Source organism: Dongia sp. (genome assembly GCF_041906375.1).
In the GTDB taxonomy this organism is placed as follows: domain Bacteria; phylum Pseudomonadota; class Alphaproteobacteria; order Dongiales; family Dongiaceae; genus Dongia.
This window is the reverse complement of record NZ_JAYRJJ010000002.1, coordinates 585,225-607,416: the sequence shown is the minus strand read 5'-3', so window position 1 is coordinate 607,416 and position 22,192 is coordinate 585,225. Positions and strand designations below refer to the sequence as shown.

Below are 22,192 nucleotides of genomic sequence, written 5' to 3'. Positions count from 1 at the left end.
CTAATTCCGCCCAACGACCTTGCGCTCGATCTGCTCGCGCTCGATCGAACGGAAGAGGGCGGCGAAATTGCCCTCGCCGAAACCTTCCTCGCGCTTTCGCTGGATGATCTCGAAGAAGACCGGACCCAGCAGCGTGGTGGTGAAAATCTGGATGAGGATGCGCGGGTCCTTGTCCTCTGTGCTGCCGTCGATGAGGAGGCCGCGCGATTGCAGGGCGGCCACATCCTCACCATGACCGGGCAGGCGTTCCGCCAGCATGTCGTAATAGGCGGCGGGTGGCGCCTTCATGAAGGGCACGCCATTGGCGCGCAGGCGGTCGACGGTGGCGTAGATGTCGTCGGTCGAAAGGGCGATATGCTGGATGCCCTCGCCGTTGAAGCGCATGAGAAACTCTTCGATCTGCCCGGTTTCCTTCGACGCCTCTTCGTTGAGCGGGATGCGGATGCGGCCGTCGGGGGCCGCCATGGCCTTGGAATGCAGGCCGGTATATTCGCCCTTGATGTCGAAATAGCGCACCTGCGCGAAATTGAAGAGGCGTTCGTAATAGCCGGACCAGAAGGCCATGCGGCCTTTGTAGACGTTGTGGGTCAGGTGATCGATCTCGGTGAGGCCGAGGCCCGTGGGCTCGCGCGCGTCGGTGACGTAACGGAAATCGATGTCATAGATGTTGGCGCCGGGTGCATAGCGGTCGATGAGATAGATGGGCGCCCCGCCGATGCCTTTGATGGCCGGCAGCTTCAATTCCATCGGTCCCGGTTCGATGTCGATCGGCTGGCCCCCACGCTTCAGCAATTCGGCATAGGCCGCATGCGCATCGGCGACACGGAAGGCCATGCCGCAGGCCGAGGGGCCATGTTCCTCGGCGAAATAGTGGGCGAGGCTGGTCTTCTCCTGGTTGAGGATGAAGTTGATCCGACCCTGGCGATAGAGCTGCACGTTCTTGGAGCGATGTTCGGCCACCAGCGCAAAGCCGAGGCTTCTGAAGACCTGGTCGAGGATTTTGGGGTCGGGGGCGGCAAACTCGACGAATTCGAACCCGTCCAGGCCGATCGGGTTGCTGATCTCATTCATGGCGGACCTCTTGGCGATGCCTTCCGGCGGTTACGCGAATGCTAATGCGTCGCTTTGGCGCAGGCCTAGACAAGCGTCTCACCTGGTGAAACACTTTGGCCATGCAGAAGACGAATCGGAGCCTGGAACGGGGTCTCGCCCTGCTGGATGTGCTGGTCGAGCGCGGTCCGGGCACGCTGGCGGCACTGGCCCGGGCCGCAGACCTGCCCAAGCCGACCGCGAGCCGCCTGTTGCTGACCCTGGCCGGCCAGGGCTGGATCTACCGGCGGCACAATGATGGGCGTTATGTGGCGACCATGCCGACTGGCGTGCCGACAGCACGTGATTTCGGCGGTGTTGCGCGCCGGGCCCTGCCGCATCTGCTCGCTTTGACAGAACGCACCGGCCTTGCCGCGGACCTCACCTGGGTCGTCGAAGACGGCGTGCTTGAGGTGATCGAATCGACGCGCATGCTGCAGGAGGGCGGGGTGGATGCCGAGGTCGCGGGCTTTCGCCCGTCGCTCGTCTTCTCCGCCCCCGGCCGCGCCCTGCTGGCAGATTGCGACGAGGAAGCGCTGGCCCGACATCTGCGTCATGTGACGCGGATGGATTCGCCGGCCGAACGCCTGGCTGTCACCGGCGGGCAGCTGGCAGCCGAACTCCGCGCCACGCGGCAGCGCGGCTATGGCCAGCGCGCTGCCGGCTATTGGCCACATTCATCCGATTACGGGCGCGAGCCGATGGATATCGCCGTGGTGATCGCGCCGCAGGAAGTGCCGCTGGGCTGTCTCAGCCTGGTCTGGCCGGCGGAAGTCTTGGCCGCCAAGGATGTGGCGGCAAAGCATCTTGCCGACATGCGCACCGCCGCGCGCAGGATCGGCACCGCCCTTGCGGGCGGGAGGCGCGCCTAAAGGGCCGCGTCGCGGGCGAGATTTGCCAGCCAGCGCCGCACGACCTGTTCTTCCGTGGCGCTCAGGCCCTGTTTCAGCCATTGCTCGTCGCGCTGCACCGGCTTGCGGCATTGCGCCAATGTCTCGCGCCCGGCATCGGTCACGTCGATATGCTGAATGCGCCCGTGCACCGCATGCTTGCGCCGTTCGACAAGACCCGCGCGGATGAGGTTGCCGACGATGACGCTGACCGTCTGCGGCGTCAGCAGCGAGAGGCGCGCAAGATCGGCGTTGGAAAGGCCGGGATAGCTTGCCAGCATGGTGAGGACGACGAATTGCGGGTTGGTGATGCCGATTTCGGCCAGATCCTGCTCGAAACGGTTCCGGTGTGCCACGCCGGCCTGCCGCAGCAGATAGCCGAGATAGCCGGCCTCGCCGCGCTTGCCTTCGCCGGCTTTCGGGATGCGTGTCGGGCTGGCGGCCAGATCCGCGGCCAGATTCGCAGCCAGATTCGCAGACTGGGGCTTGCGCATAATGTCAGAGCTCTTATATGTTGTTCGTATTCTGACAATAAAGCCATTGTGTCGAAAGGACCAGCCATGTCTGTTGCCCCGCGTATCACGCAGCAGGATTTCTACAAGATCGCTCCGGCCGCGCGCGATGCGCTGATCGCATTGGGGAAGGCGGTCGATGCGTCGGGCCTGCCGAAGGATCTCACCGAGCTTCTCAAGCTGCGCATTTCGCAGATGAACGGCTGTGCCTTCTGTCTCAACATGCATCTGGGGATCGCCCGCAAGCTCGGCGTGCCGGCGGCGAAACTCGATCTGGTGGCGGCCTGGCGGGATGCCGATATCTATTCGGCCCGTGAACGTGCGGCCCTCGCCTGGGCCGAGGCCCTGACCGATTTTGCTCATGGCGCAGCGATGGACGGGGCCTATGAGGCGTTGCAACAGGAATTCAGTCAGGATGAGATCGCCTTTCTCACCGCTGCCATCGCCAACATCAATGCCTGGAATCGCATCTCCGTCGGTCTTCGCTTCGCGCCGATCATCGAGGCCTGAAGCACGGTCGCCCCAAGCAAGGTCGCACCGACTCGCAGCTTGCGATAAACTATTTCCTAACCATCTTGCGTCAGTGTGGCCGGGACCGAGGTCCCGGCGACCCGCGGGGGCTCAGGAAAGGTATTGGAATGCAGGCGCAGAACACCCAGCCGCTGCCGCGACTGACCTTGAAGAACATGCATGTGATGATCGATCGCAAAACGCATCCGATCGTCAACATGAACATCCAGGACGTGCTGATCGGCGGCATGCCCGATTGGATGGCGGTCGGTCAGCGCGTCGAATTTTCCTTCGTCATCACCTTGAAGGAATGGGAGCGCAGCCTGCCGACCTATGGGGTCGTCATCAAGAACGATTCCGCCGGTCTCGACGTGCGCTACACACCACCCACGCCCAGCTGGCGCAACATCCTGATGAAGCTGGTTTCCGAAGAAGCCCGCGGCAACGCGAAAAAATAAATCAGTCCTGCCGGTCGGGTAACGGGTCGGGCTGCGCCCAGCGCGCCGCGGCAGCATCGTCGCTGTCTTTGGCGGCGACCCAATTCTGCGCGGATCCATCGTCTTCCAATTTCCAGAACGGCGCCTTGGTCTTCAGCCAGTCGATGAGGAAAGCGCAGGCTTCAAGCGCCGCCTCGCGATGGGCCGAGGCTGTCGCCACCAGCACGATGCGATCCCCCGGCAGTAATTTGCCGAAGCGGTGGATGATGAGGCAGGCATCAAGCGGCCAGCGCCGCGTGGCTTCCTCGGCAATGGCGGTGAGCTGCTTCTCCGTCATGCCGGGGTAATGCTCCAGCGTCATGCTGGAGCCGCCGGACGATTTGCCGGTAGCTGCGGGGACGATGTCTCGCACCAGGCCGGTGAAGCTCGCCACGCCACCGATCTGGGTATTCCCCGTACTGAGTGCCGTCAACTCCGCGCCGATGTCGAAATCGTGGCGCTGCACCTTGATGGCGATCGTGGCAGCCATCGCCTTCTTACCCACCGGTGACGGGCGGAAACAGCGCCACTTCGTCACCCGGCTTCAGCGGATGGTCGGCGCCGACATATTCCTGGTTGACCGCAACCTTGACGACTTTGCGCTCCTTCAGCGCGGCGGCGTAATTGTCGCCGCGGGTCACCAGCCAATCGAGCAGGTCCGCGACGGTGACAATGCCGGCGGGGACGGTGACGGATTCTTCGGCCATGCCGATCTTGGCGCGGATCCAGGCGAAATAGAGCAGTTTCATGGCTTCTCATTTAGGATGCCGCCGCCCGCCCGTCCAGTTCCTTCCGCAACCGTCCGGCCTCACTGCGGCAAATTACGGCAGCCAGAATTCGTGGAAATGCTCGGGTGCCGTGGCATTGAATTCGTAATAGGCCAGCAGCATCAAATGCGAAACGCGCTGCTGGTCGTCGGAGAGCGGCAGGCCGAGCCGCCGCACCCGGCGCGACAGACGCGGCTGGATCTGGGCCGAAACGTCGAGGAAATGGCCGATACCCTCATCGGCCATACGGTTGAGCGAGGCGAAAATGCGATCCGAATGGGCCCCCCAATCGAGGCTTTCCAGATAGATGCCACTGAGCGTGCGGCCATAGATGCGTTCGACCTGTGTGCCGGCAAGGCGCACGCGCAGCCGTGGCTGCATCAAGTCGCCCGATGCCGGCTCGATCTCGATAATCCAGATATTGGGCAGCAGGGCCGGGATATCGCTGGCGTCGATGTCACCGCGCGCGGCCCAGCGGCGCCCCTGGCGCTTGGCTTCGACATGGGCGATGAGCCGGCCGAAACGTGGATCAGCCCGCAAACCCGCCGCATCGCGAATATCCGTCAGTGTGGTTGGCAAGACCCTGCTCGCACCGTTAGGCTGCACCAGATCATGTTACATCCACAGCAGAGACCGCAGAGGCGCCCGATGTCCATCACCATCTATCACAACCCCAATTGCAGCACGTCGCGCAAGGTGCTGGGCTGGCTGAAGGAGAAGGGGCACGCGCCAAACGTGGTCGAGTATCTGAAGACGCCGCCGGATGTTGCAACCCTGAAGAAAATCCTCGGCGCCATGGCCGCGGAACCCGCCGATATATTGCGCCGCAAGGGCGATGCCTATGAGGCGATGGGCGATGTGGCGAAGATGACGCCGGACGCGCTGCTGGCGAAAATGGTGGAAGAACCCGTGTTGATCGAGCGGCCGATCGTCGTCAACGGTAAACGCGCCGTCGTGTGCCGACCGCCGGAGCGGGTCTGGGACATCGTCGACTAGGCGGCTTGGTCCCTGTCCGGGTGGCCGGCTTGCGGGGCGCGATCCGGCAGCAGGAAAACCTGCCGCGCCTGCGGATCGTTCAAGCGTTCGGGCGAATAATGGGCGCCGAGCACATTGCCGCTGAAGAGATCGGCATGCCGTTCGGCAAAGCGCGGCCAGTCTGTTGCCGACGGGTCGGCCGACATGCGTTCATTGATCAAGGTCATGAAAGCGACTGTGATCGTTTCATGATAGAGCGCGTCCTTACCGATCGAGGCGGCAAAGGCCTTGATCGCGCGGCGCATGGCGCCTAGGGCTTCAGCAAAATCCCGGGTCCGCAGATAGAGGAAGCCCGCGCGGATATGCGCTGCATGGCTGAATTCGGCCGGGTCAAGGCGGCAGCTTTCCAAAGCTGCCAGAAAAGCGTCATCCGTCATTCATCGTCTCCGTTCGCAGCGCCCTCTTTCAAGTGGTGGCTCGCCTCCGCCGTCAGCGTCAGTCCATAGACTTTTTTCAAATCGCTGATCTGCTGCACGGTGTCGGCGTCAAAGGGGCATTTCCCCTCAAAGACATGGAGCGCCATCCCCTCGATCAGATCGCCCAGCGTGATGTCCTTCAGCTCGGCCACGGCTTTGAGCACCTTCAACAGCCGCTTCTCCAGCCGCACCCCGGTCTGTACGCGTTCGACCAGCTCCGTCGCCGGTTGCAAATTCTGGACGTGTTTGGCCATTTGCTTGCTCCTTGATGGTATCTATGTACCAAGATAACATCGCGAAAGCAAGTAGCAGAAAGCTTGGCTCCTAGCGGATCACCAACCCGCCATCGACATGAAGGATCTGCCCGGTGACATAGCGAGCGGCGGGCGAGCAGAGGAAGGCCACGGTCGCGGCGATGTCCGCCGGCGTTCCCAGATCGCCCATGGGGATGCGCGCTTTGAGCCTCTGCCATTCTTCGGGCGACAGGGTCTGCTCGCCGGCGGATTTGTCCTTGGCGATGAGGCCGGGGGCAATCGCGTTGACGGTGACACCATCGGGGGCCAGCTGTAGGGCCAGCGACTTCACCATCGTTTCCAGTGCCGCCTTGGCCGCGGCGGAAGCCGGAAAGTTGAGATAGCCCGGCAGGAAGAGATGCGCATTGTGGGTCGAGATGGCGACCACGCGACCGCGCGGTCCCGCGGCCTTGAGATGCGGCAATGCCGCGGTCGCAAGGGCGAAGAAGCCGCCGGCGATGACCGCATGCGCATGTTCAAACTCGTCGCGCGTCAGGCTGCCGATCAAGGGGCGCAAAGGGAAGCCGGCATTGCTGATGAGAATGTCGAGTGCGCCGAAGGCGTCGATTGCAGCTGTTACCAGGGCGGCACCGGTATCGCGTGCCGCGAGATCACCCAGGGCGAGTGCCGTGCGGGCGCCCATTGCTTCAAGCTCCGCAGCAACGGCTTCGAGACCGGCGCGGTTGCTCCTGGTATGCAGCAGCATGCGGGCGCCGGGTCGTGCAAGGGCGCGGGCGGTTGCGGCACCGATGCCGGACGCAGCACCGGTAATGAGGATGGTGAATGGGTCGGTCATGCGGCAGCCCCCTGATGCTGGCGGCAAGGTCGCATGACCGCGCTGATATCAGCAAGGCCCTCGAGGTGCCGGGCTGCGCATTGGGGATCAGGCGGCGGGGTCGCACACTTTCGGCAAGGTCAGTGTCGCCGTGGTGCCGACATTGGGTGTCGAATTGATGTCGAGGCGGCCGCCATGGAGCTTTACCAGCGATTCGACGATGGGGAGTCCAAGGCCGGTACCGACCTGCGCATAGGGACTGTCGGTGGCGACCTGGCCGAAGGGCTGCAGCGCCACCTTCACTTGCTCCGGCGTCATGCCGATGCCTGAATCGGCGACGTCGATGACGATATTGCCCTGGTCCTGATGTGCGGTGACCATGACCGTGCCGCCGGCCAGGGTGAACTTGATCGCATTGCTGACCAGGTTCACCACCATCTGCCGCAAGCGGCGGCGATCCGCCACCAGCGACAAGGGCGAACGGCCGAGATCCACGACCAGCTGCACGCCGCGCTTCTCGGCAATCGGCGTCATCAGCAGCACGGAGCCCTTGATCAGTTCCTTGAGTTCGATCGGCTCCAGCGTCAGGTGCAATTCGCCGGCTTCGACCTTGGATAGGTCGAGAATGTCGTTGATGAGTTCGAGGAGGTGGCCGCCGGCTTCATGAATGTTGCGGGCATAATCCTGATAGCGCTCCACGCCCTCGACGCCGAAGACCCGGTCGGCGATGACTTCGGAAAAGCCGAGGATCGCGTTGAGCGGCGAGCGCAATTCGTGGCTCATGCGGGCAAGGAAGTCGCTCTTGGCGCGGCTGGCGATGATGGCGACCTGCTGCTGGCTCTTCAATTCGCGATTGAGCCGCGCTGTCGCTGCCGCCTGGATGCGCAATTGTTCGGTCGCCTGGGCAAGCTGAACTTCACGCGCCTTCTGGGTCGAAATATCGACGATGGAAGCCACCAGGGCGTTCTCACCATCGAAGCTGGTGACACGGCCCGACAACAGGCCCCAGAAGCGGCGGCCGGTGAAGGTCAGGAACTCGATCTCGAAATTGCTGACGATGCCTTCACGGCGTAGCCGCTGGATGAGGCTGGTACGGACGGCGGGATCGGCATAGAGCGATTCCGCATGTGGTTCCTGCTTGAGATCGGTCGGCCGCTCGAACAGCGCCCGTGCCGCGTCGTTGGCATAGAGAATGTCCGTGGTGCCAAGATGCGTGATGACGATCGGCGTCGCGACGACGTCGAGCATCAACGCATCAACCTTCGACATGCTGGTCTGTCGCGGTAAGGCTTGGTTCATCCACATTTCTCGTTCGGCGGATCCGGTCAACTTCTTCCATCCGGCGGCGGGACTTTACCTTCGCCACGTCTTTTCAAAGATTCAAAAATGAGGAGCCAGTAGATTGGCATCGGATGAATAAGGAGAGGTAAACGCTTTTAAACAATAATCATCACCATGGTGTGATTTTCGTATGAATTGATGATCAACTACGCGCGGCCTTTCTGGCTGGTCAATGTCCGACGCTTTCGCTAGGTTGCCGCCAACCGCAGTGAGGGAAGCCGGTCAGCCGCCACACGCGGTCAATCCGGCGCTGCCCCCGCAACTGTAGGACCGTTACCCTAACATTTTGTTGGGGTATCGCGGGTTTTTGGCCACTGGCCGGTATCGGCTGGGAAGGTGACCCGCGGAAGATTCGGTCGAGCCAGGAAACCTCGGCGGTTAAGCGATTTCGGCAACGACCTCGGAGGGAGGTTTCGCGCCATCATGGCTCGATCCTTGTCACACGGCACCGGCCTCACCGGCCTGATCACCCCGCTTCCCGCCATCACCCTGGTGTTGGGCGGCGCGCGCTCGGGCAAGAGCCGCTATGCCGAAGAAGTGCTCGACCGCCATACGGGCGCCCGCACCTATATCGCCACGGCCGAAATCCGCGACGACGAGATGGCCGCGCGGGTGAAGCTGCACCAGTCCCGGCGCGATCCCGATTGGCGCCTGGTCGAGGAGCCGCTGGAACTGGCCCAGGCGATCGTGGCGGAAACAGAGAAGGGCGCGGCGGTCCTGGTGGATTGTCTGACGCTGTGGCTCACCAATGTAATGCTGGCGGAACGCGATGTGGTTGCGCAATGCGACGCGCTCGAGACCGCGCTCGGCCAATGCGGCGGCCCGCTGATTTTCGTCGCCAATGAAGTGGGCCTCGGCATCGTGCCGGACAATAAACTGGCGCGCGATTTCCGCGATGCAGCCGGGCGGCTCAACCAGCGCATCGCAGCGTGCGCCGATCACGTGCTGTTCGTCGCGGCGGGCCTGCCGCTGATACTGAAATAACGACGCCGACCCTGCGTCTGCCGATCAAGGAACCCATCATGTCCCTCACCCCAGCGACCACCAACGGCAAAATTTCCGGGAAGATTCCGGCAACCATCGTCACCGGCTTCCTGGGGGCGGGCAAGACCAGCCTCATCCAGCATCTTTTGAAGAATGCCGGCGGCAAGCGCCTGGCGCTCATCATCAACGAGTTCGGCGAGCTCGGCGTCGATGGCGAAATCGTCAAGGGCTGCAAGATCGAAGGTTGCCCGGACGAGAACATCGTCGAGCTGGCCAATGGCTGCATTTGCTGCACCGTGGCCGACGATTTCCTGCCCACCATCAAGGCGCTGCTCGACCGAGCCAATCCGCCCGATCACATCGTCATCGAAACATCGGGCCTGGCTTTGCCCAAGCCGCTGGTGAAGGCGTTCAACTGGCCGGAAATCCGCACCCGCGTCACGGTCGACGGTGTCGTCGCCGTGGTCGATGGCCCAGCGGTGGCCGCCGGCCGCTTTGCCGACAACCCGGACGCGGTCGATGCGCAGCGCAAGATGGATGACGGGCTCGACCATGACAGTCCCTTGGCGGAACTGTTCGAAGACCAGATCAACTGCGCCGACCTCATCATCGTCAACAAGGCCGACCAGATGTCGGGCGCCGAGCATGAAGCGGCGCAAGGCCATATCATCAAGGAACTGCAGCGGCCGGCGAAGATGATCACGGCGCGCTTTGGCGAGGTTGACCCGCGCGTGCTGCTGGGGCTCGATGCCTCGGCCGAAAGCGATCTCGCCGCACGACCCTCGCATCATGAACTGGAAGGCGAGGATCACAATCACGACGATTTCGAAAGCTTCCATATCGACATCGCCGAACTTGGCGCCCCGCAGGACCTGCTGGCCAAGCTCGTCCCGGCGATCGAACGCCACGACATCCTGCGCGTGAAGGGCTTCCTCGCGGTGACCGGCAAGGATATGCGTCTCGTGCTCCAGGGCGTTGGCAACCGGCTGCAGCATTACTATGACCGTCCCTGGGATGCGGCCGAAGGGCGCCGCGGCCAGATCGTCATCATTGGCCTCAAGGGCCTCGACCGCGCCGCCATCACGGCAGCGCTCGCACAATGAATCCATCCCGGTCATGCCGCGCCTGAATCCCCTCACCCCCACCCTCTCCCCGCTCTCGCGGGGCGAGGGAGCGACCGAGTCCGCTCCGTGCCCCTCGCCCCATGAAATGGGGAGAGGGGTTGGGGTGAGGGGTTGTGCGACAATTTCGGTGAGCGGCTGATGCATCTGCTTGCTGCCAAGCCCGGAACCATCAGCGATGGCAATGAGGCCGTCGATCTCGGCCAGACACCGGCCGAGATCGTGGTGCTGAGTGCCGCCGATACCGAGCTTGCAGCATTGGCCGCGGCACATGCGGCCCTGCCCGAGCCCAAGCCCAGCCTGCGCCTGGCCAATCTGCTGCAGCTGCAGCACAACATGTCGGTCGATCTCTATGTCGACCAGGTGGTTGCCGGCGCCAAGCTGGTGGTGCTGCGCCTCATCGGCGGCGAGCGCTATTGGCCTTACGGCGTCGAGCAATTGGCGGCGATCACGGCCGCGCGGGGCATCGGCTTTGCGTGCCTTTCCGGCGACGACCAACCGGATACCGAACTCTCCCGCCGCTCGACCATCGCCGATGGCGATGCGCATCGCCTGTGGCAATACCAGGTCCATGGCGGCCAACCCAATGCCGAGGGCTTTCTTCATTTCGCCGCCAGCCTCATCGGCTATGACGCGATCTGGCAGGAACCGCGGCCCCTGCTGCGGGCCGGCCTCTATTGGCCGGGCGCCGACGTGTTGGGGCTTTCCGATCTGGCACCGCATTGGCGCGCTGGGGCACCGGTTGCCGGCCTCGTCTTCTACCGCGCCCTGCTGCAATCGGGCACGCTGGCGCCGATCGATGCGCTGATCCGGGCCCTGGCCGCGCGCGGGCTCAATCCGCTGCCGATCTTCGTCAATTCCTTGAAGGAAGCGGTCGCCGCCGATCTCATCCGCACGCTTTATGCCGAGGCAGAGCCGGATATCACCTTGAACTGCACCGGCTTTGCCATCTCGCAGCCGGGTGCGGCGGAATTCGCCACACCCTTTGACGGCGCCGATCATCCGGTGCTGCAGGTGGTGCTGTCATCGGAATCGGAAGCGCAATGGCAATCGAGCCTGCGGGGCCTTTCGCCACGCGATCTTGCCATGCAGGTGGCGCTCCCGGAACTCGACGGCCGCATTCTCACGCGCGCCATCTCGTGGAAATCAGCGGCGCGCTTCGATGAAGCCACCCAATGCACCATCGTGGCGCCGCTTCCGGTCGCCGACCGGGTCGACTTCACCGCCGACCTCGCCGCCAACTGGGTGAAACTGCGCCGCACCTCTCCGGCGGCGCGTCGCGTGGCGCTGGTGCTCGCCAATTATCCGAACCGCGATGGCCGCATCGGCAACGGCGTCGGCCTCGACACGCCGGCCGGCACCATCGAAGTGCTGCGCGCCATGCAGAATGCCGGCTATGGCGTCGACGATGTTCCAGTGGATGGCGACGCGCTGATGGCGCGGCTGTTGGCACGGGATAAGAGTGCGTTCCGCCTGGCGCGGCGCGACTATGAAATCTTCTTTGCTGGCCTGCCCCGGGCCATGCAGCAGACGGTGACGGCGCGCTGGGGTGCCCCCGCGCAAGATCCGCAGTTCAACGGCGACGGGTTCGACATTCCGCTGATATCGTTCGGCAACGTGCTGATCGGCATCCAGCCGGCACGCGGCTACAATGTCGATCCCACCAGCTCCTATCACGATCCCGACCTCGTTCCGCCGCATTACTATTTCGCCTTCTATGCCTATCTGCGGCGGCAGTTCGGTGCGCATGTGCTGGTGCATATGGGCAAGCACGGCAATCTCGAATGGCTGCCGGGAAAATCCCTGGCGCTCTCCGCTGAATGCTATCCGGAGGCGATCTTCGGCGCCCTGCCGCATCTCTATCCCTTTATCGTCAACGATCCCGGCGAAGGCGCCCAGGCCAAGCGCCGCGCCCAGGCCGTCATCATCGATCATATGACGCCGCCGCTGACGCGCGCCGAAAGTTATGGCCCGACGCGCGATCTCGAGCGGCTGGTCGATGAATATTTCGAGGCGAGCCAGGTCGATCCCCGGCGTTGTGCCGACCTCAAGCGCCAGATCCTGGACCTGGCGCTGAGCAGCGGCCTTGCCGCCGATTGCGGCGTGTTGGCCAAGGACGATACCGACACGGCGCTCGCCAAGCTCGATAATCATCTCTGCGAATTGAAGGAAGCGCAGATCCGCGACGGGCTCCACATCTTCGGCAAGGCACCGGAGGGTGCGATGCTCGACGAATTGCTGGTGGCACTGACGCGCCTGCCGCGCGGCAAGGGGGAAGGGCGCGGTGCCTCGCTCATCCGCGCGCTCAGCGCCGATCTGGCATTGGGGCTGGATTTCGATCCGCTCAACACCCGGCTCGGCGACAATTGGGCCGGTCCGCGGCCCTTGGCCCTGCAGCAGATCAGCGCCGAGGCGTGGCGCCTGGCCGGCGACACGGTCGAACGGCTCGAAATGCTGGCGCTGGCGCTGGTGTCGAAAGTCGCTGCGCCCGATGCCGCCTGGACACGCACGCGCGACGTGCTGGCCTTCATCGACGAAGATCTGCGCCCGCGTGTCGCCGGCTGCGGCGCGGCTGAGATTGCCAGCATCCTCAAAGGCCTCGATGGCCGCTTCGTGAAGCCGGGACCGTCCGGCGCGCCCACGCGCGGCCGGCTCGATGTGCTGCCGACGGGGCGCAACTTCTTCTCGGTCGATACGCGTTCCGTGCCGACGCCGACTGCCTGGAGTCTCGGCTGGCAATCGGCTTTGCTGGTGCTGGAACGACACCGCCAGGAACATGGCGCCTGGCCCAAGGCCATCGTGCTTTCCGCCTGGGGAACCGCCAACATGCGCACCGGCGGCGACGATATCGCCCAGGCACTGGCCTTAATGGGCGTGAAACCGACCTGGGATCCTGGCGGATCTGGCCGTGTCGCCGGATTTGAGATCATGCCGCTTTCCGTGCTGGGGCGGCCGCGGGTCGATGTCACCTTGCGCGTTTCCGGTTTCTTCCGCGACGCCTTTCCGGCGCAGATCGACCTCTTCGATTCAGCCGCGCGCGACGTGGCGGCACTCGACGAGCCGGACGAGCTCAACCCGTTGGCGGCCCGCTGCCGCGCGGAGCGGCAGAGCCTGATCGCCGATGGTGTTTCGGCAAGCGATGCCGCGCGCCGGGCCGGCTACCGCGTCTTCGGGTCGAAGCCCGGTGCCTATGGTGCCGGCCTGCAGGCGCTGATCGATGAAAAGGGTTGGGCCGAAACCGGCGATCTGGCGCGCGCCTACCTTGCCTGGGGCGGCTATGCTTATGGCCAGGGCTCGGACGGCGAAGCACAGCAGCAGCTTTTTGCCAATCGGCTTTCCGGCGTCGAGGCGGTGCTTCAGAATCAGGACAATGCCGAACACGATCTGCTCGACAGCGATAATTACTACCAGTTCGAAGGCGGCCTGGCGGCGGCCGTCCAGCATTTGACCGGCAAGCGCGCCGTGGTCTGGCACAATGATCATTCGCGGCCCGAAGCACCCAAGGTGCGGGCGCTGGATGAGGAGATCGCGCGCATCGTCCGCGCCCGCGTCGTGAACCCGAAATGGATCAGCGGCATCATGCGCCATGGCTATAAGGGCGGGTTCGAGATGGCGGCCACGGTCGACTATCTCTTCGCCTTCGCCGCCACGGCCGATTGCGTGGCGGACCATCATTTCGATGCCGTCTTCGATGCCTATCTCGACGACGACGCGGTGCGCGACTTTCTGGAACGACACAATCCGGCAGCCTTGAAGGATATCGCCGACCGGCTGCTGGAAGCGCAGGCCCGCGGCCTGTGGCAGGCAAAATCAAACTCGGCCGGCATGCGCCTCCATGCCTGGGCCAAAGGGAGTGAAGCAGCATGAGCGAACCGACAGCCCCCGAAGATCTCAACCAGAAAGCCAATGAAAAAGCGGCCCGCCGCAAGGAGGCGCGCGACCGCATGATGGCGGAAAAGACCCGCGAAAAGGGCCTCATTATCATCCACACCGGCAAGGGCAAGGGCAAATCGACCGCCGCCTTCGGCATGGTCATGCGCTGCATCGGCCACGGGATGAAGGTGGGCGTCGTCCAGTTCATCAAGGGCAAATGGGAAACCGGCGAACGCACGGTGCTGGAGCGCTTTCCCGACCAGATCGAGATCAAGGCATTGGGCGAAGGCTTCACCTGGGAAACCCAGGACCGTGCCCGCGACATCGCCTTTGCGCGCGCGGCCTGGGACGAAGGCAAGCGCATGATGTCGGACCCCAGCTTCCAGTTCGTCCTGCTCGACGAGATCAACATCGCGCTCCGCTACGATTACCTGCCGGTCGACGAAGTGATTTCGTTCCTGGAATCGAAGCGCCCGGATCTCCATGTCTGCCTCACCGGCCGCAACGCCAAGGAAGAACTGATCGCCATCGCCGATCTGGTGACCGAGATGGAAATGATCAAGCACCCCTTCCGCGACGGCGTAAAGGCGCAGGCGGGGATCGAGTTCTGAGGGTGGAAATGCGTCACTTGCGCCCCCCCACCCAACCCTCCCCCCTGAAGGTGGGAGGGCTTAATCTCTCTTCTCCTCCCACCTTCAGGGGGGAGGACGGGAGGGGGGCGAACCCGCTGGGTCGACGGTACGCATGACGCCCGCTCTCATGTTCCAGGGCACCGGCTCTGATGTCGGCAAGTCGCTGATCGTGGCGGGGTTGGCGCGCGCCTATGCCAATCGCGGCCTCACGGTGCGGCCGTTCAAGCCGCAGAACATGTCGAACAATGCCGCCGTGACCGCCGATGGCGGCGAGATCGGGCGCGCTCAGGCGCTGCAGGCGCGGGCGGCGCGCACGCCCCTTTCGGTGCATATGAACCCGGTGCTCCTCAAGCCGCAAAGCGATGTGGGATCCCAGGTCATCGTCCAGGGACGGATCTTCGGCACTGCCAAGGCGCAGGATTATCATCGCTTGAAGCCGCAGCTGATGGCGCATGTGCTTGAGAGCTACCAGCGCCTTGCCGCGGAAGCGGATCTCGTGCTGGTCGAAGGTGCGGGATCGCCGGCCGAAATAAACCTGCGCGATGGCGATATTGCCAATATGGGCTTTGCCGCAGTGGCCGATGTGCCGGTCGTGCTGGTCGGCGATATCGACCGGGGCGGGGTCATCGCCAGCATCTACGGGACGGTGCAATTGCTGTCGCCGGACGAGGGCGCGCGCATCAAGGGTTTCCTCATCAACAAGTTCCGGGGCGATCCGGTGCTGTTCGAAAGCGGCATGCGGCTCATCGCCGAGAAGACAGGCCTGGCGCCGCTGGGCCTCGTCCCCTGGTTTGCCGGCGCCGAGCGCCTGCCGCCGGAGGATGCCGTGGCGCTTTCCAGCTACCGGCCCAAGGCCGCGCCGATCAAGATCGTCGTGCCGCAATTGCCGCGCATCTCGAACTTCGACGATCTCGATCCCTTGCGGGCCGAGCCGGATGTGAGCGTCGAACTGGTCCGTCCCGGCACGGCGCTGCCCGGCGATGCCGACCTCATCCTGCTGCCGGGCTCCAAGGCCACCATCGCCGATTTGAAGGCGCTCTACGACGCCGGCTGGGATATCGACATCCGCGCCCATCATCGGCGCGGCGGCGCGGTCCTGGGCGTTTGTGGCGGTTACCAGATGCTGGGCCGCCGCGTCGAGGATCCGGGCGGCATCGAAGGGCCCAAGGGCGGTATCGACGGCTTGGGTCTTCTTGACATCGTCACCACATTGACCGGCGACAAGCATCTGGTGGAAGTCACCGCGCGGGCGCGGATCTCAGGCCTGGATATCACCGGCTATGAGATGCATGTCGGTGTCAGCGACGGGCCCGATTGCAGGCGCGCCTTCCTCGATATCGGCAACCGGCCCGACGGCGCCATCTCTGCCGACGGGCGCGTCATGGGCTGCTATGTGCACGGCCTCTTTGCCGCCGACGATTTCCGCCACGCTTTCCTCAACGGCTTGCGCCAGCGCGTGACCAGTGGCGTCGCCTACGAGGCCGGTGTCGAGCAGGCTCTCGACGATCTCGCCGCGCATCTCGAGCGATATGCGGATCTCGACCGGATGCTGCGGATCGCCGGAGTCAGCTGAGCGAGGCGATGAGTACGCCAGCACCCAGCACGGCGCAGGCGCGCCAATAGAGGCTGAGCGAGGCGCGGATATCGGCGGCAGTCAATTGCCAGCGGCCGCCATCATTCATCCAGGGGTCGGCGACAAGTACGCCATGATAGCGGCGGGGGCCGGCGATGGCGAAGCCAAGCGCCCCGGCCAGCGCCGCTTCCGGCCAGCCGGCATTGGGCGATTTATGGCGCCGCGCATCCCGGCGGACAGCGCGGATGGCGCCGCCAGCATCCGCGCCGCGCCGGGTGAGGCTCGCCAGAATGATAAGGAGAGCCGACAGGCGCGAGGCCGGCAGGTTGACGAGATCGTCGAGCTTGGCCGCCGCCCGCCCGAAATCGAGGTGCCGCGGCGTCTTGTGGCCGATCATGCTGTCCATCGTATTGATGACCTTGTAGGCCAGCATGCCGGGCAGCCCCAAGACGAGGCCCCACAAGATCGGCGCCACGATGCCGTCCGAGAAATTCTCGGCAAGGCTCTCAATGGCGGCGCGCGCGATGCCGGCACCGTCGAGCGCCTCCGGGTCGCGGCCGACGATGCGCGCAACCGCGATCCGCCCACCTTCGACCCCGGACAGTTCCATCGCTTTGGCGACGTCGCCGACATGGGTGTAGAGGCTGTGCTGGGCAATGAGGGTCGACATCAGGAGACCCAGCCAGAGCGGGCCGCCGGGCAGGCTGAGGAGCAGCGATTGGATGCCCCAACCGAGCAACAAGGCAAGGAGAGTCAAGGTGGCGCAGACCAGCCTGCCGGCGCGCCGGCGGGCGGCACCCGTGTCGCTGTCGCGATTGAACCTTCGGTCGGCCCATGCGATGACAGAACCGATAAGGACGATCGGATGGGCCATGCGGCGATAGAGCCAGCCGGGTTCGCCGAAGGCGGCGTCGGCCAGGATCGCGACGACAAGGGCGACTGGATGCAGAAGGTCGGGCATGATAGGGCGATCCTGCGCATTGTGCCTTTGACGTCAAGTGCGCCGGCGCCATCAATGACCGTAAATGCGCCAGGAAATGATTGTCCGGGGATCGGGAGGTAGGCATGGATCGGCATGAAGGCGGTTGTCTCTGTGGTGCCGTGCGTTTCTCGGTCGAGGGGGCGCCACGCTCGGTCTTCCACTGCCATTGCTTCTCCTGCCGGCGGCAGACGGGCGGCGCCATCGCGAGCTTTGCGGCCTTTCCGGTCGCCGGCCATTTCCGCTGGACCAAGGCGGAACCAGCCACTTTCGCCTCCTCGCCCGGCGTTACGCGGAAATTCTGCCCGCATTGCGGCACGCCGCTCAGCTATCAGGCGGAGAAATATCCCGACGAAATTCATCTTCATATCGGCGTGTTCGACCGCCCCGAGGATCTGGTGCCGGAAGCGCATTGGCACACGGCCGAGAGGGTCCCGTGGCTGGAACTGGCCGACGGCCTGCCGCGCCATCCGGGGGATTGAGCGACCGCCATGCCATCTTTCTTCATGGGCATCGGTCATGAAAGTGCCGCGACATTCGCGGATATCTTCGCCTTGGCCGAACAAGGCTGCCGTGCTGCCGGCATCGCGCCCACGGACATCGCTCTCATCGCCACCATCGACAGCAAGGAGGCAAGCGGCTTGGTCGCCGATCTCGGCCAGCGCCTGGGCGTCTCGGTGCGCTATTTCAGCGCGGCCGACCTCGAAGCGGAAACGCCACGCCTCAAGAACCCGTCTGAGACGGTCTTCCGGCAATTGGGCTGTCATGGCGTCGCTGAGGCGGCAGCGCTGGCCGCGGCTGGGCCAATAGCCGAACTCATCCTGCCGAAAATCGTCGGTGCCCGCGTCACCTGTGCCATTGCAAGACGCGGTGGCCTTGGAGGATAAAGGCGCCATGAGCATCGTGCATTTCATCGGCGCCGGTCCCGGCGATCCCGACCTCATCACCGTCAAGGGCCGGCGTCTCATCGAACAGGCGCCTGTGGTGCTCTATGCGGGTTCGCTGGTGCCGCGCGGCATCGTCGAGTTGGCGCGGGAAGGTGCCCGCGTCATCGATACGGCCCCCCTTCATCTCGACGAGATCGTGGCGGAGATGGAGCAGGCCCATGCGCGGGGCGAGGATGTGGCACGGGTGCATTCCGGCGATCCATCCATCTATGGCGCCATCGGCGAACAGATGCGCAGGCTCGATGCGCTCGGCATTCCCTACGACGTCATTCCCGGCGTCCCTGCCTTCGCCGCCGCTGCTGCCTTGCTGAAGACCGAGCTCACCTTGCCCGGCATCAGCCAGTCCATCATCCTGACCCGCGTGCAGGGATCGTCCTCGCCGATGCCGCCGCGCGAGGATCTGGCGACATTGGGCCAGGCCGGCGCCACTTTGGCGCTGCATCTCTCGGTCAAGAGCATTGCCAAGGTGGTTGCGGAACTGACCCCCCATTACGGTGCCGATTGTCCCGTGATTGTGATCTATCGCGCTTCCTGGCCGGACGAGGCCGTCATCCGCGGGCGTCTTGACGATATCGCCCGGAAACTCGATGGCACCGATATCGCCCGCACGGCGCTGATCTTTGTCGGCCGCGTCTTCGGTGCGGCGCAATTCAACGACAGCCAGCTCTACAACGCCACGCACCAGCACCTTTATCGCCATGAATGAAGGCGTGGCGCCTACCATCTGGCGCCATCTGGACTTCCGCCGCCTGATGGCGGCGCTCACCGTCTCGCAATTGGGGTCGAAACTCGCGCGCGAGGCCCTGCCGCTGACCGCCGTGCTGGTGCTGGGCGCCGGGCCCATGGCGATGACCTATCTTGGCATCGCGGCAGCCTTGCCGGCCTTGCTGATGGCACTTCATGCCGGCGCTTTCCTCGACCGCGTGCGCCGGCGGCCCAGCATGATCGCGGCCGATTTCGCGCGGTTCCTGCTGCTGCTCTCGGTGCCGATCGCCGCCTTCACCGGCCATCTCGGCATGGTGCAGCTCTGCATCATCTCCTTCATCGTCGCCAGCCTGACCCTTGCCTTCGATATTGCCGACCAGGCCTATCTGCCCGGTCTGGTCAGGCGTGACGAAATCCTCAAAGCCAATGCCACCAAGGAAGCAAGCCTCGCCACCACCGAGATCGTCGGTCCGCCCTTGGGCGGTCTGATGGTGCAGGCATTCGGCGGACCGCTCACCATCCTCTTCGATGCGGTGAGCTATCTCTTTTCGGGTCTCTGCCTGCTCGGCATCAAATCCCCGGAACCGCCACCGGCACCGCGCGCCGAGGTCAGCATCCTGCAGGAAATCCGCGCTGGCCTGCGCCTGATGGGGCATGACGACATCCTGCGGCCGCTGCTCTGGGCGCGTTTCATCCGCGCCTTCTTCAGCGGCATGATCGGACCCTTCTACGTGCTCTATCTGGTGGGTGAACTGAAGCTTTCGCCCGGCACGCTGGGCCTCGTCATTGCGGCCGGCGGTGTCGCCAGCCTCATTGGTGCGGCGCTTGCACCCACCCTCACCGCGCGCTTCCCGGCCGGCCCGGGATTGATCGTCGCCTTTGCTCTGAAGACATTGGGTCTGGCCTGCGTGCCGCTGGCCGGCCTCTTCCTCGGCGCCTCGCCCATACTGATGATCGGCCTTCTCGTTGCGCAGCAGATTCTGAGCGACGGCAGCACCGGCTATTTCGCCGTAGTCGAGCGGACCTTGCGCCAGCGCCGCGTGCCGCCCGAATTCCTTGCACGCACCGGCGCCACCATCCGCCTCATCAATGACGGCTCGATGCCCTTCGCCATCTTCCTCGCCGGCGCGCTTGCCGAGACGCTGGGCCTCAACACGATCCTGTGGATCGCCGTCACCGGCTATGCCTTCGCACCCGTGGTGGCATTCTTTTCGGCGGTGCGCCGGCTGCGCAATGTCTAGCCGCGCGTGAACGCCGCTTCGCCGACCAGATTGCCCTTGCGGTCATAGACCAGGAGTTCGATTTCGATTTGGTGGTCGGATTCCTTCAACGCCACGACCTGCGCCGACTTCGCGATGTCTTGGCCGATGGGGATGCAGGCCTTGGTGCAAAGCTCCAAAACCTCCATCGCCGTATTGCCGGCGCGGATCGCTTGCGCCAACGATGCGTCGCCACCCAGGGCGGTGGCGCGCTCGGCCAGGCGCGAAAGATCGACCTGGCTGCGGCCGGAATGGAGATCGAGATGCCCTTCGGCGAGCTTGGCCATCTTGGCAAAGCCGCCGGCAAGCGTCAGGCGCGGGACCGGGTGATGGCGCAGATATTTCAGAGCACCGCCGGCGAAGTCGCCCATGTCGATGAAGGCGAAATCGGGCAGGCCATGGCGCTTCCCGACCGAGGCTTCCGTGGTCGAACCGGTGCAGGCGGCCGCATGGGTGAGGCCGGCAGCGCGGATGACGTCGATGCCGCGATGGATCGAGGCGATCCAGGCAGCGCAGGAAAAGGGATGCACGATCCCGGTGGTGCCCAGGATGGAAATGCCGCCGACGATGCCGAGGCGCGGATTCCAGGTCTGTTTGGCGATCTCGGCCCCGCCGATGACGCTGATGGTGACTTCCGCATCCGGATGGGTCCCGTGTTCCGCCGCCACTTCCGCCAGCACGCCCGCGATCATGGCGCGGGGGGCGGGGTTGATGGCCGGCTCGCCGGGGGGAATCGGCAGGCCCGCCTTGGTCACCAGGCCGACACCCTCTCCGGCCTTGAAAACCGTGCCGCTGCCGGGCGCCAGGCGCCGCACATGGGCCCGGATATGGGCGCCATGGGTCACATCCGGGTCGTCACCTGCGTCCTTTATGATGCCGACCTCGGCAAAATCGACACCCAAGGCCGGTTCCAGCAGCGGAAAGGTCGGTTTTTCACCCTTCGGCAGGGTAATGGTGACGGAATCGGCGAAATTTCCGCTCAAAAGGGCTGAAAATGCCGCTTTTGTAGCTGCGGTGGCACAACAGCCTGTGGTCCAGCCCCGCCGCAAGGCGCCCTCTGGGCGGCGTGGATTGCCGCCTTCTGTCGAATTTTTACCGGTCATGACGCTATTTTATGGGCCGATGTCTTTTGCTGGCTAGTGTCGCCGCGATCCTGCGCTAATTTATCCGCCATGAATAAGCTATTTGCGACATTGCCCGACCTGGAACCGGGCTGGGTCTGGTTGACCGGCGCCGGTCCCGGCGACCCGGGCCTTCTGACCCTGCTCGCCGTCAAGGGCCTGAGCACGGCGGACGTCATCGTCTATGACGCGCTGGTCGACAAATCGATCCTCGATCTCGCCCGTCCCGGCGCCGTTCTGGAATATGCCGGCAAGCGCGGCGGCAAGCCCTCGGCCAAGCAGCCGGATATCTCGCTGCGCCTCGTCCAGCTGGCGCGGGAGGGGAAGCGCGTGTTGCGTCTCAAGGGCGGCGATCCCTTCGTCTTCGGCCGGGGTGGCGAGGAAGCCTTGACCCTGGTCGATTCCGGCATTCCCTTCCGCATCGTGCCGGGCATTTCCGCCGGCATCGGCGGCCTTGCCTATGCCGGCATCCCCGTCACGCATCGCGATTGCAATTCGGCGGTGGCTTTCGTCACCGGCCATGACGCAACTGGCGAAATTCCAGACTCGGTTGACTGGGCGTCGCTTGCCAAGGGTGCGCCGGTGATCGTGCTCTATATGGCGCTGAAACATATCGAACGCATTGCCGAGCGCCTGATCGCCGGTGGGCGCGGGGCGCATGAACCGGTGGCGATCATCGCCAAGGCGACGACGGCGGAACAGCGCGTCCTGGAAACGAGCTTGTCGCGCGCCGCCCAGGATGTCGCCGAAGCCGGCATCGAGCCGCCGGCCATGGTCGTGGTCGGCGAAGTGGTGAAGCTGCGCGCGGCGATGGATTGGCTGGGTGCCATCGGCGGCAAGCGCCTCATTCCCGATCCGCTCGGCCAGCGCCAGCGCGGGCAGACGGGCTGACAC

Annotated in this window: 25 protein-coding genes and 1 riboswitch; of the genes, 14 read left to right on the top strand and 11 right to left on the bottom strand. The window is 64.4% G+C overall.

Features of this window, described 5'->3' with window-relative positions:
- On the bottom strand, window positions 1–1,071 hold the full coding sequence (gene hppD / locus ACE3OA_RS09670) for a 4-hydroxyphenylpyruvate dioxygenase (RefSeq protein ID WP_374310424.1): 1,071 nt from the start codon (window positions 1,069–1,071) through the stop codon (window positions 1–3).
- A 101-nt stretch (window positions 1,072–1,172) separates the two neighbouring features.
- Here hppD and ACE3OA_RS09665 point away from each other — a divergent pair, with 101 nt between their 5' ends.
- Window positions 1,173–1,961, top strand: a complete 789-nt coding sequence (locus ACE3OA_RS09665) for a helix-turn-helix domain-containing protein (protein WP_374310422.1) — start codon at window positions 1,173–1,175, stop codon at window positions 1,959–1,961.
- Here ACE3OA_RS09665 and ACE3OA_RS09660 read toward each other — a convergent pair.
- On the bottom strand, window positions 1,958–2,473 hold the full coding sequence (locus tag ACE3OA_RS09660) for a MarR family winged helix-turn-helix transcriptional regulator (RefSeq protein ID WP_374310420.1): 516 nt from the start codon (window positions 2,471–2,473) through the stop codon (window positions 1,958–1,960). The genes ACE3OA_RS09665 and ACE3OA_RS09660 overlap by 4 nt on opposite strands.
- Window positions 2,474–2,539: 66 nt before the next feature.
- Between ACE3OA_RS09660 and ACE3OA_RS09655 the strand changes: the two genes are divergently transcribed.
- Window positions 2,540–3,001: a carboxymuconolactone decarboxylase family protein gene (locus ACE3OA_RS09655; protein WP_374310418.1), complete on the top strand. Its 462-nt coding sequence runs from the start codon at window positions 2,540–2,542 to the stop codon at window positions 2,999–3,001.
- A gap of 128 nt (window positions 3,002–3,129) precedes the next feature.
- Window positions 3,130–3,459, top strand: coding sequence for a hypothetical protein (locus ACE3OA_RS09650; protein ID WP_374310416.1), 330 nt, complete (start codon window positions 3,130–3,132; stop codon window positions 3,457–3,459).
- Between the two features lies 1 nt (window position 3,460).
- Here the strand turns inward: ACE3OA_RS09650 and ACE3OA_RS09645 are convergent, their stop codons facing one another.
- The 3 genes from ACE3OA_RS09645 to ACE3OA_RS09635 all read right to left on the bottom strand — a co-directional run bounded on the left by ACE3OA_RS09645 (window position 3,461) and on the right by ACE3OA_RS09635 (window position 4,823).
- Complete coding sequence (locus ACE3OA_RS09645; protein ID WP_374310415.1) at window positions 3,461–3,967, bottom strand: molybdenum cofactor biosynthesis protein MoaE; 507 nt, start codon at window positions 3,965–3,967, stop codon at window positions 3,461–3,463.
- A gap of 7 nt (window positions 3,968–3,974) precedes the next feature.
- Window positions 3,975–4,226 (bottom strand): molybdopterin converting factor subunit 1, encoded by a 252-nt coding sequence (moaD, locus tag ACE3OA_RS09640; protein WP_374310413.1) that lies wholly within the window; start codon window positions 4,224–4,226, stop codon window positions 3,975–3,977.
- Window positions 4,227–4,298: 72 nt separating this feature from the next.
- Window positions 4,299–4,823 carry a PAS domain-containing protein gene (locus ACE3OA_RS09635; protein ID WP_374310411.1) on the bottom strand — a complete coding sequence of 175 codons (525 nt, stop codon included), beginning with the start codon at window positions 4,821–4,823 and terminating at the stop codon, window positions 4,299–4,301.
- 69 nt (window positions 4,824–4,892) lie between these two features.
- Here ACE3OA_RS09635 and arsC point away from each other — a divergent pair, with 69 nt between their 5' ends.
- Window positions 4,893–5,240, top strand: a complete 348-nt coding sequence (gene arsC / locus ACE3OA_RS09630; protein ID WP_374310409.1) for an arsenate reductase (glutaredoxin) — start codon at window positions 4,893–4,895, stop codon at window positions 5,238–5,240.
- On the opposite strand, the gene ACE3OA_RS09625 is transcribed toward arsC, so the two are convergent.
- The 4 genes from ACE3OA_RS09625 to ACE3OA_RS09610 all read right to left on the bottom strand — a co-directional run bounded on the left by ACE3OA_RS09625 (window position 5,237) and on the right by ACE3OA_RS09610 (window position 8,062).
- Entirely contained in the window at window positions 5,237–5,656 is a 420-nt protein-coding gene (locus tag ACE3OA_RS09625; RefSeq protein ID WP_374310407.1) for a hypothetical protein, read from the bottom strand. The genes arsC and ACE3OA_RS09625 overlap by 4 nt on opposite strands.
- Window positions 5,653–5,949 (bottom strand): hypothetical protein, encoded by a 297-nt coding sequence (locus ACE3OA_RS09620; RefSeq protein ID WP_374310405.1) that lies wholly within the window; start codon window positions 5,947–5,949, stop codon window positions 5,653–5,655. Before ACE3OA_RS09620 ends, ACE3OA_RS09625 begins: the two co-directional genes overlap by 4 nt.
- A gap of 70 nt (window positions 5,950–6,019) precedes the next feature.
- Window positions 6,020–6,784 (bottom strand): SDR family NAD(P)-dependent oxidoreductase, encoded by a 765-nt coding sequence (locus tag ACE3OA_RS09615; protein WP_374310403.1) that lies wholly within the window; start codon window positions 6,782–6,784, stop codon window positions 6,020–6,022.
- An 87-nt stretch (window positions 6,785–6,871) separates the two neighbouring features.
- Window positions 6,872–8,062, bottom strand: coding sequence for a sensor histidine kinase (locus tag ACE3OA_RS09610; protein ID WP_374310401.1), 1,191 nt, complete (start codon window positions 8,060–8,062; stop codon window positions 6,872–6,874).
- A gap of 211 nt (window positions 8,063–8,273) precedes the next feature.
- A riboswitch (cobalamin riboswitch) is annotated at window positions 8,274–8,498 on the top strand.
- Window positions 8,499–8,527: 29 nt separating this feature from the next.
- Between ACE3OA_RS09610 and cobU the strand changes: the two genes are divergently transcribed.
- The 5 genes from cobU to ACE3OA_RS09585 all read left to right on the top strand — a co-directional run bounded on the left by cobU (window position 8,528) and on the right by ACE3OA_RS09585 (window position 16,287).
- A complete protein-coding gene (cobU, locus tag ACE3OA_RS09605) occupies window positions 8,528–9,088 on the top strand; it encodes a bifunctional adenosylcobinamide kinase/adenosylcobinamide-phosphate guanylyltransferase (RefSeq protein ID WP_374310399.1) in 561 nt (186 codons plus the stop codon).
- Between the two features lie 38 nt (window positions 9,089–9,126).
- Entirely contained in the window at window positions 9,127–10,191 is a 1,065-nt protein-coding gene (gene cobW, locus ACE3OA_RS09600; protein WP_374310397.1) for a cobalamin biosynthesis protein CobW, read from the top strand.
- Window positions 10,192–10,350: 159 nt separating this feature from the next.
- Window positions 10,351–14,076 carry a cobaltochelatase subunit CobN gene (cobN, locus tag ACE3OA_RS09595; protein ID WP_374310395.1) on the top strand — a complete coding sequence of 1,242 codons (3,726 nt, stop codon included), beginning with the start codon at window positions 10,351–10,353 and terminating at the stop codon, window positions 14,074–14,076.
- The gene (gene cobO, locus ACE3OA_RS09590; protein ID WP_374310393.1) at window positions 14,073–14,693 is read left to right on the top strand and encodes a cob(I)yrinic acid a,c-diamide adenosyltransferase; all 621 of its coding nucleotides are present in this window, start codon (window positions 14,073–14,075) and stop codon (window positions 14,691–14,693) included. The genes cobN and cobO overlap by 4 nt, the downstream gene beginning before the upstream one ends.
- Window positions 14,694–14,826: 133 nt before the next feature.
- Window positions 14,827–16,287 carry a cobyric acid synthase gene (locus ACE3OA_RS09585; protein WP_374310391.1) on the top strand — a complete coding sequence of 487 codons (1,461 nt, stop codon included), beginning with the start codon at window positions 14,827–14,829 and terminating at the stop codon, window positions 16,285–16,287.
- On the opposite strand, the gene cbiB is transcribed toward ACE3OA_RS09585, so the two are convergent.
- Window positions 16,280–17,248, bottom strand: coding sequence for an adenosylcobinamide-phosphate synthase CbiB (cbiB, locus tag ACE3OA_RS09580; protein ID WP_374310389.1), 969 nt, complete (start codon window positions 17,246–17,248; stop codon window positions 16,280–16,282). The two genes, ACE3OA_RS09585 and cbiB, sit on opposite strands and share 8 nt — an antisense overlap.
- A gap of 104 nt (window positions 17,249–17,352) precedes the next feature.
- On the opposite strand from cbiB, the gene ACE3OA_RS09575 reads away from it, so the two are divergent.
- Genes ACE3OA_RS09575 through ACE3OA_RS09560 form a run of 4 tightly spaced genes read left to right on the top strand, consistent with a single transcriptional unit; the run spans window position 17,353 to window position 20,159 of the window.
- On the top strand, window positions 17,353–17,748 hold the full coding sequence (locus ACE3OA_RS09575; protein WP_374310386.1) for a GFA family protein: 396 nt from the start codon (window positions 17,353–17,355) through the stop codon (window positions 17,746–17,748).
- A 9-nt stretch (window positions 17,749–17,757) separates the two neighbouring features.
- Window positions 17,758–18,153, top strand: coding sequence for a cobalamin biosynthesis protein (locus ACE3OA_RS09570; protein WP_374310384.1), 396 nt, complete (start codon window positions 17,758–17,760; stop codon window positions 18,151–18,153).
- Between the two features lie 7 nt (window positions 18,154–18,160).
- Window positions 18,161–18,919 carry a precorrin-4 C(11)-methyltransferase gene (cobM, locus tag ACE3OA_RS09565; RefSeq protein ID WP_374310381.1) on the top strand — a complete coding sequence of 253 codons (759 nt, stop codon included), beginning with the start codon at window positions 18,161–18,163 and terminating at the stop codon, window positions 18,917–18,919.
- A 4-nt stretch (window positions 18,920–18,923) separates the two neighbouring features.
- Window positions 18,924–20,159 carry an MFS transporter gene (locus ACE3OA_RS09560; protein ID WP_374310379.1) on the top strand — a complete coding sequence of 412 codons (1,236 nt, stop codon included), beginning with the start codon at window positions 18,924–18,926 and terminating at the stop codon, window positions 20,157–20,159.
- Here ACE3OA_RS09560 and ACE3OA_RS09555 read toward each other — a convergent pair.
- Window positions 20,156–21,280: a cobalt-precorrin-5B (C(1))-methyltransferase gene (locus ACE3OA_RS09555; RefSeq protein WP_374310377.1), complete on the bottom strand. Its 1,125-nt coding sequence runs from the start codon at window positions 21,278–21,280 to the stop codon at window positions 20,156–20,158. The genes ACE3OA_RS09560 and ACE3OA_RS09555 overlap by 4 nt on opposite strands.
- A gap of 69 nt (window positions 21,281–21,349) precedes the next feature.
- On the opposite strand from ACE3OA_RS09555, the gene cobA reads away from it, so the two are divergent.
- On the top strand, window positions 21,350–22,189 hold the full coding sequence (gene cobA, locus ACE3OA_RS09550) for a uroporphyrinogen-III C-methyltransferase (protein ID WP_374310375.1): 840 nt from the start codon (window positions 21,350–21,352) through the stop codon (window positions 22,187–22,189).
- Window positions 22,190–22,192 lie beyond the last annotated feature (3 nt).

Coding starts and splice junctions, on each gene's coding strand:
- ACE3OA_RS09655 (WP_374310418.1), top strand. CDS start 2,540: ATGTCTGTTGCCCCGCGTATCACGCAGCAGGATTTCTACAAGATCGCT.
- ACE3OA_RS09585 (WP_374310391.1), top strand. CDS start 14,827: ATGACGCCCGCTCTCATGTTCCAGGGCACCGGCTCTGATGTCGGCAAG.
- cobN (WP_374310395.1), top strand. CDS start 10,351: ATGCATCTGCTTGCTGCCAAGCCCGGAACCATCAGCGATGGCAATGAG.
- arsC (WP_374310409.1), top strand. CDS start 4,893: ATGTCCATCACCATCTATCACAACCCCAATTGCAGCACGTCGCGCAAG.
- ACE3OA_RS09645 (WP_374310415.1), bottom strand. CDS start 3,967: ATGGCTGCCACGATCGCCATCAAGGTGCAGCGCCACGATTTCGACATC.
- ACE3OA_RS09650 (WP_374310416.1), top strand. CDS start 3,130: ATGCAGGCGCAGAACACCCAGCCGCTGCCGCGACTGACCTTGAAGAAC.
- ACE3OA_RS09625 (WP_374310407.1), bottom strand. CDS start 5,656: ATGACGGATGACGCTTTTCTGGCAGCTTTGGAAAGCTGCCGCCTTGAC.
- ACE3OA_RS09620 (WP_374310405.1), bottom strand. CDS start 5,949: ATGGCCAAACACGTCCAGAATTTGCAACCGGCGACGGAGCTGGTCGAA.
- ACE3OA_RS09570 (WP_374310384.1), top strand. CDS start 17,758: ATGCCATCTTTCTTCATGGGCATCGGTCATGAAAGTGCCGCGACATTC.
- moaD (WP_374310413.1), bottom strand. CDS start 4,226: ATGAAACTGCTCTATTTCGCCTGGATCCGCGCCAAGATCGGCATGGCC.
- ACE3OA_RS09615 (WP_374310403.1), bottom strand. CDS start 6,784: ATGACCGACCCATTCACCATCCTCATTACCGGTGCTGCGTCCGGCATC.
- cobW (WP_374310397.1), top strand. CDS start 9,127: ATGTCCCTCACCCCAGCGACCACCAACGGCAAAATTTCCGGGAAGATT.
- ACE3OA_RS09665 (WP_374310422.1), top strand. CDS start 1,173: ATGCAGAAGACGAATCGGAGCCTGGAACGGGGTCTCGCCCTGCTGGAT.
- cobU (WP_374310399.1), top strand. CDS start 8,528: ATGGCTCGATCCTTGTCACACGGCACCGGCCTCACCGGCCTGATCACC.
- hppD (WP_374310424.1), bottom strand. CDS start 1,071: ATGAATGAGATCAGCAACCCGATCGGCCTGGACGGGTTCGAATTCGTC.
- cobM (WP_374310381.1), top strand. CDS start 18,161: ATGAGCATCGTGCATTTCATCGGCGCCGGTCCCGGCGATCCCGACCTC.
- cobO (WP_374310393.1), top strand. CDS start 14,073: ATGAGCGAACCGACAGCCCCCGAAGATCTCAACCAGAAAGCCAATGAA.
- ACE3OA_RS09660 (WP_374310420.1), bottom strand. CDS start 2,473: ATGCGCAAGCCCCAGTCTGCGAATCTGGCTGCGAATCTGGCCGCGGAT.
- ACE3OA_RS09610 (WP_374310401.1), bottom strand. CDS start 8,062: ATGAACCAAGCCTTACCGCGACAGACCAGCATGTCGAAGGTTGATGCG.
- cbiB (WP_374310389.1), bottom strand. CDS start 17,248: ATGCCCGACCTTCTGCATCCAGTCGCCCTTGTCGTCGCGATCCTGGCC.
- cobA (WP_374310375.1), top strand. CDS start 21,350: ATGAATAAGCTATTTGCGACATTGCCCGACCTGGAACCGGGCTGGGTC.
- ACE3OA_RS09575 (WP_374310386.1), top strand. CDS start 17,353: ATGGATCGGCATGAAGGCGGTTGTCTCTGTGGTGCCGTGCGTTTCTCG.
- ACE3OA_RS09555 (WP_374310377.1), bottom strand. CDS start 21,280: ATGACCGGTAAAAATTCGACAGAAGGCGGCAATCCACGCCGCCCAGAG.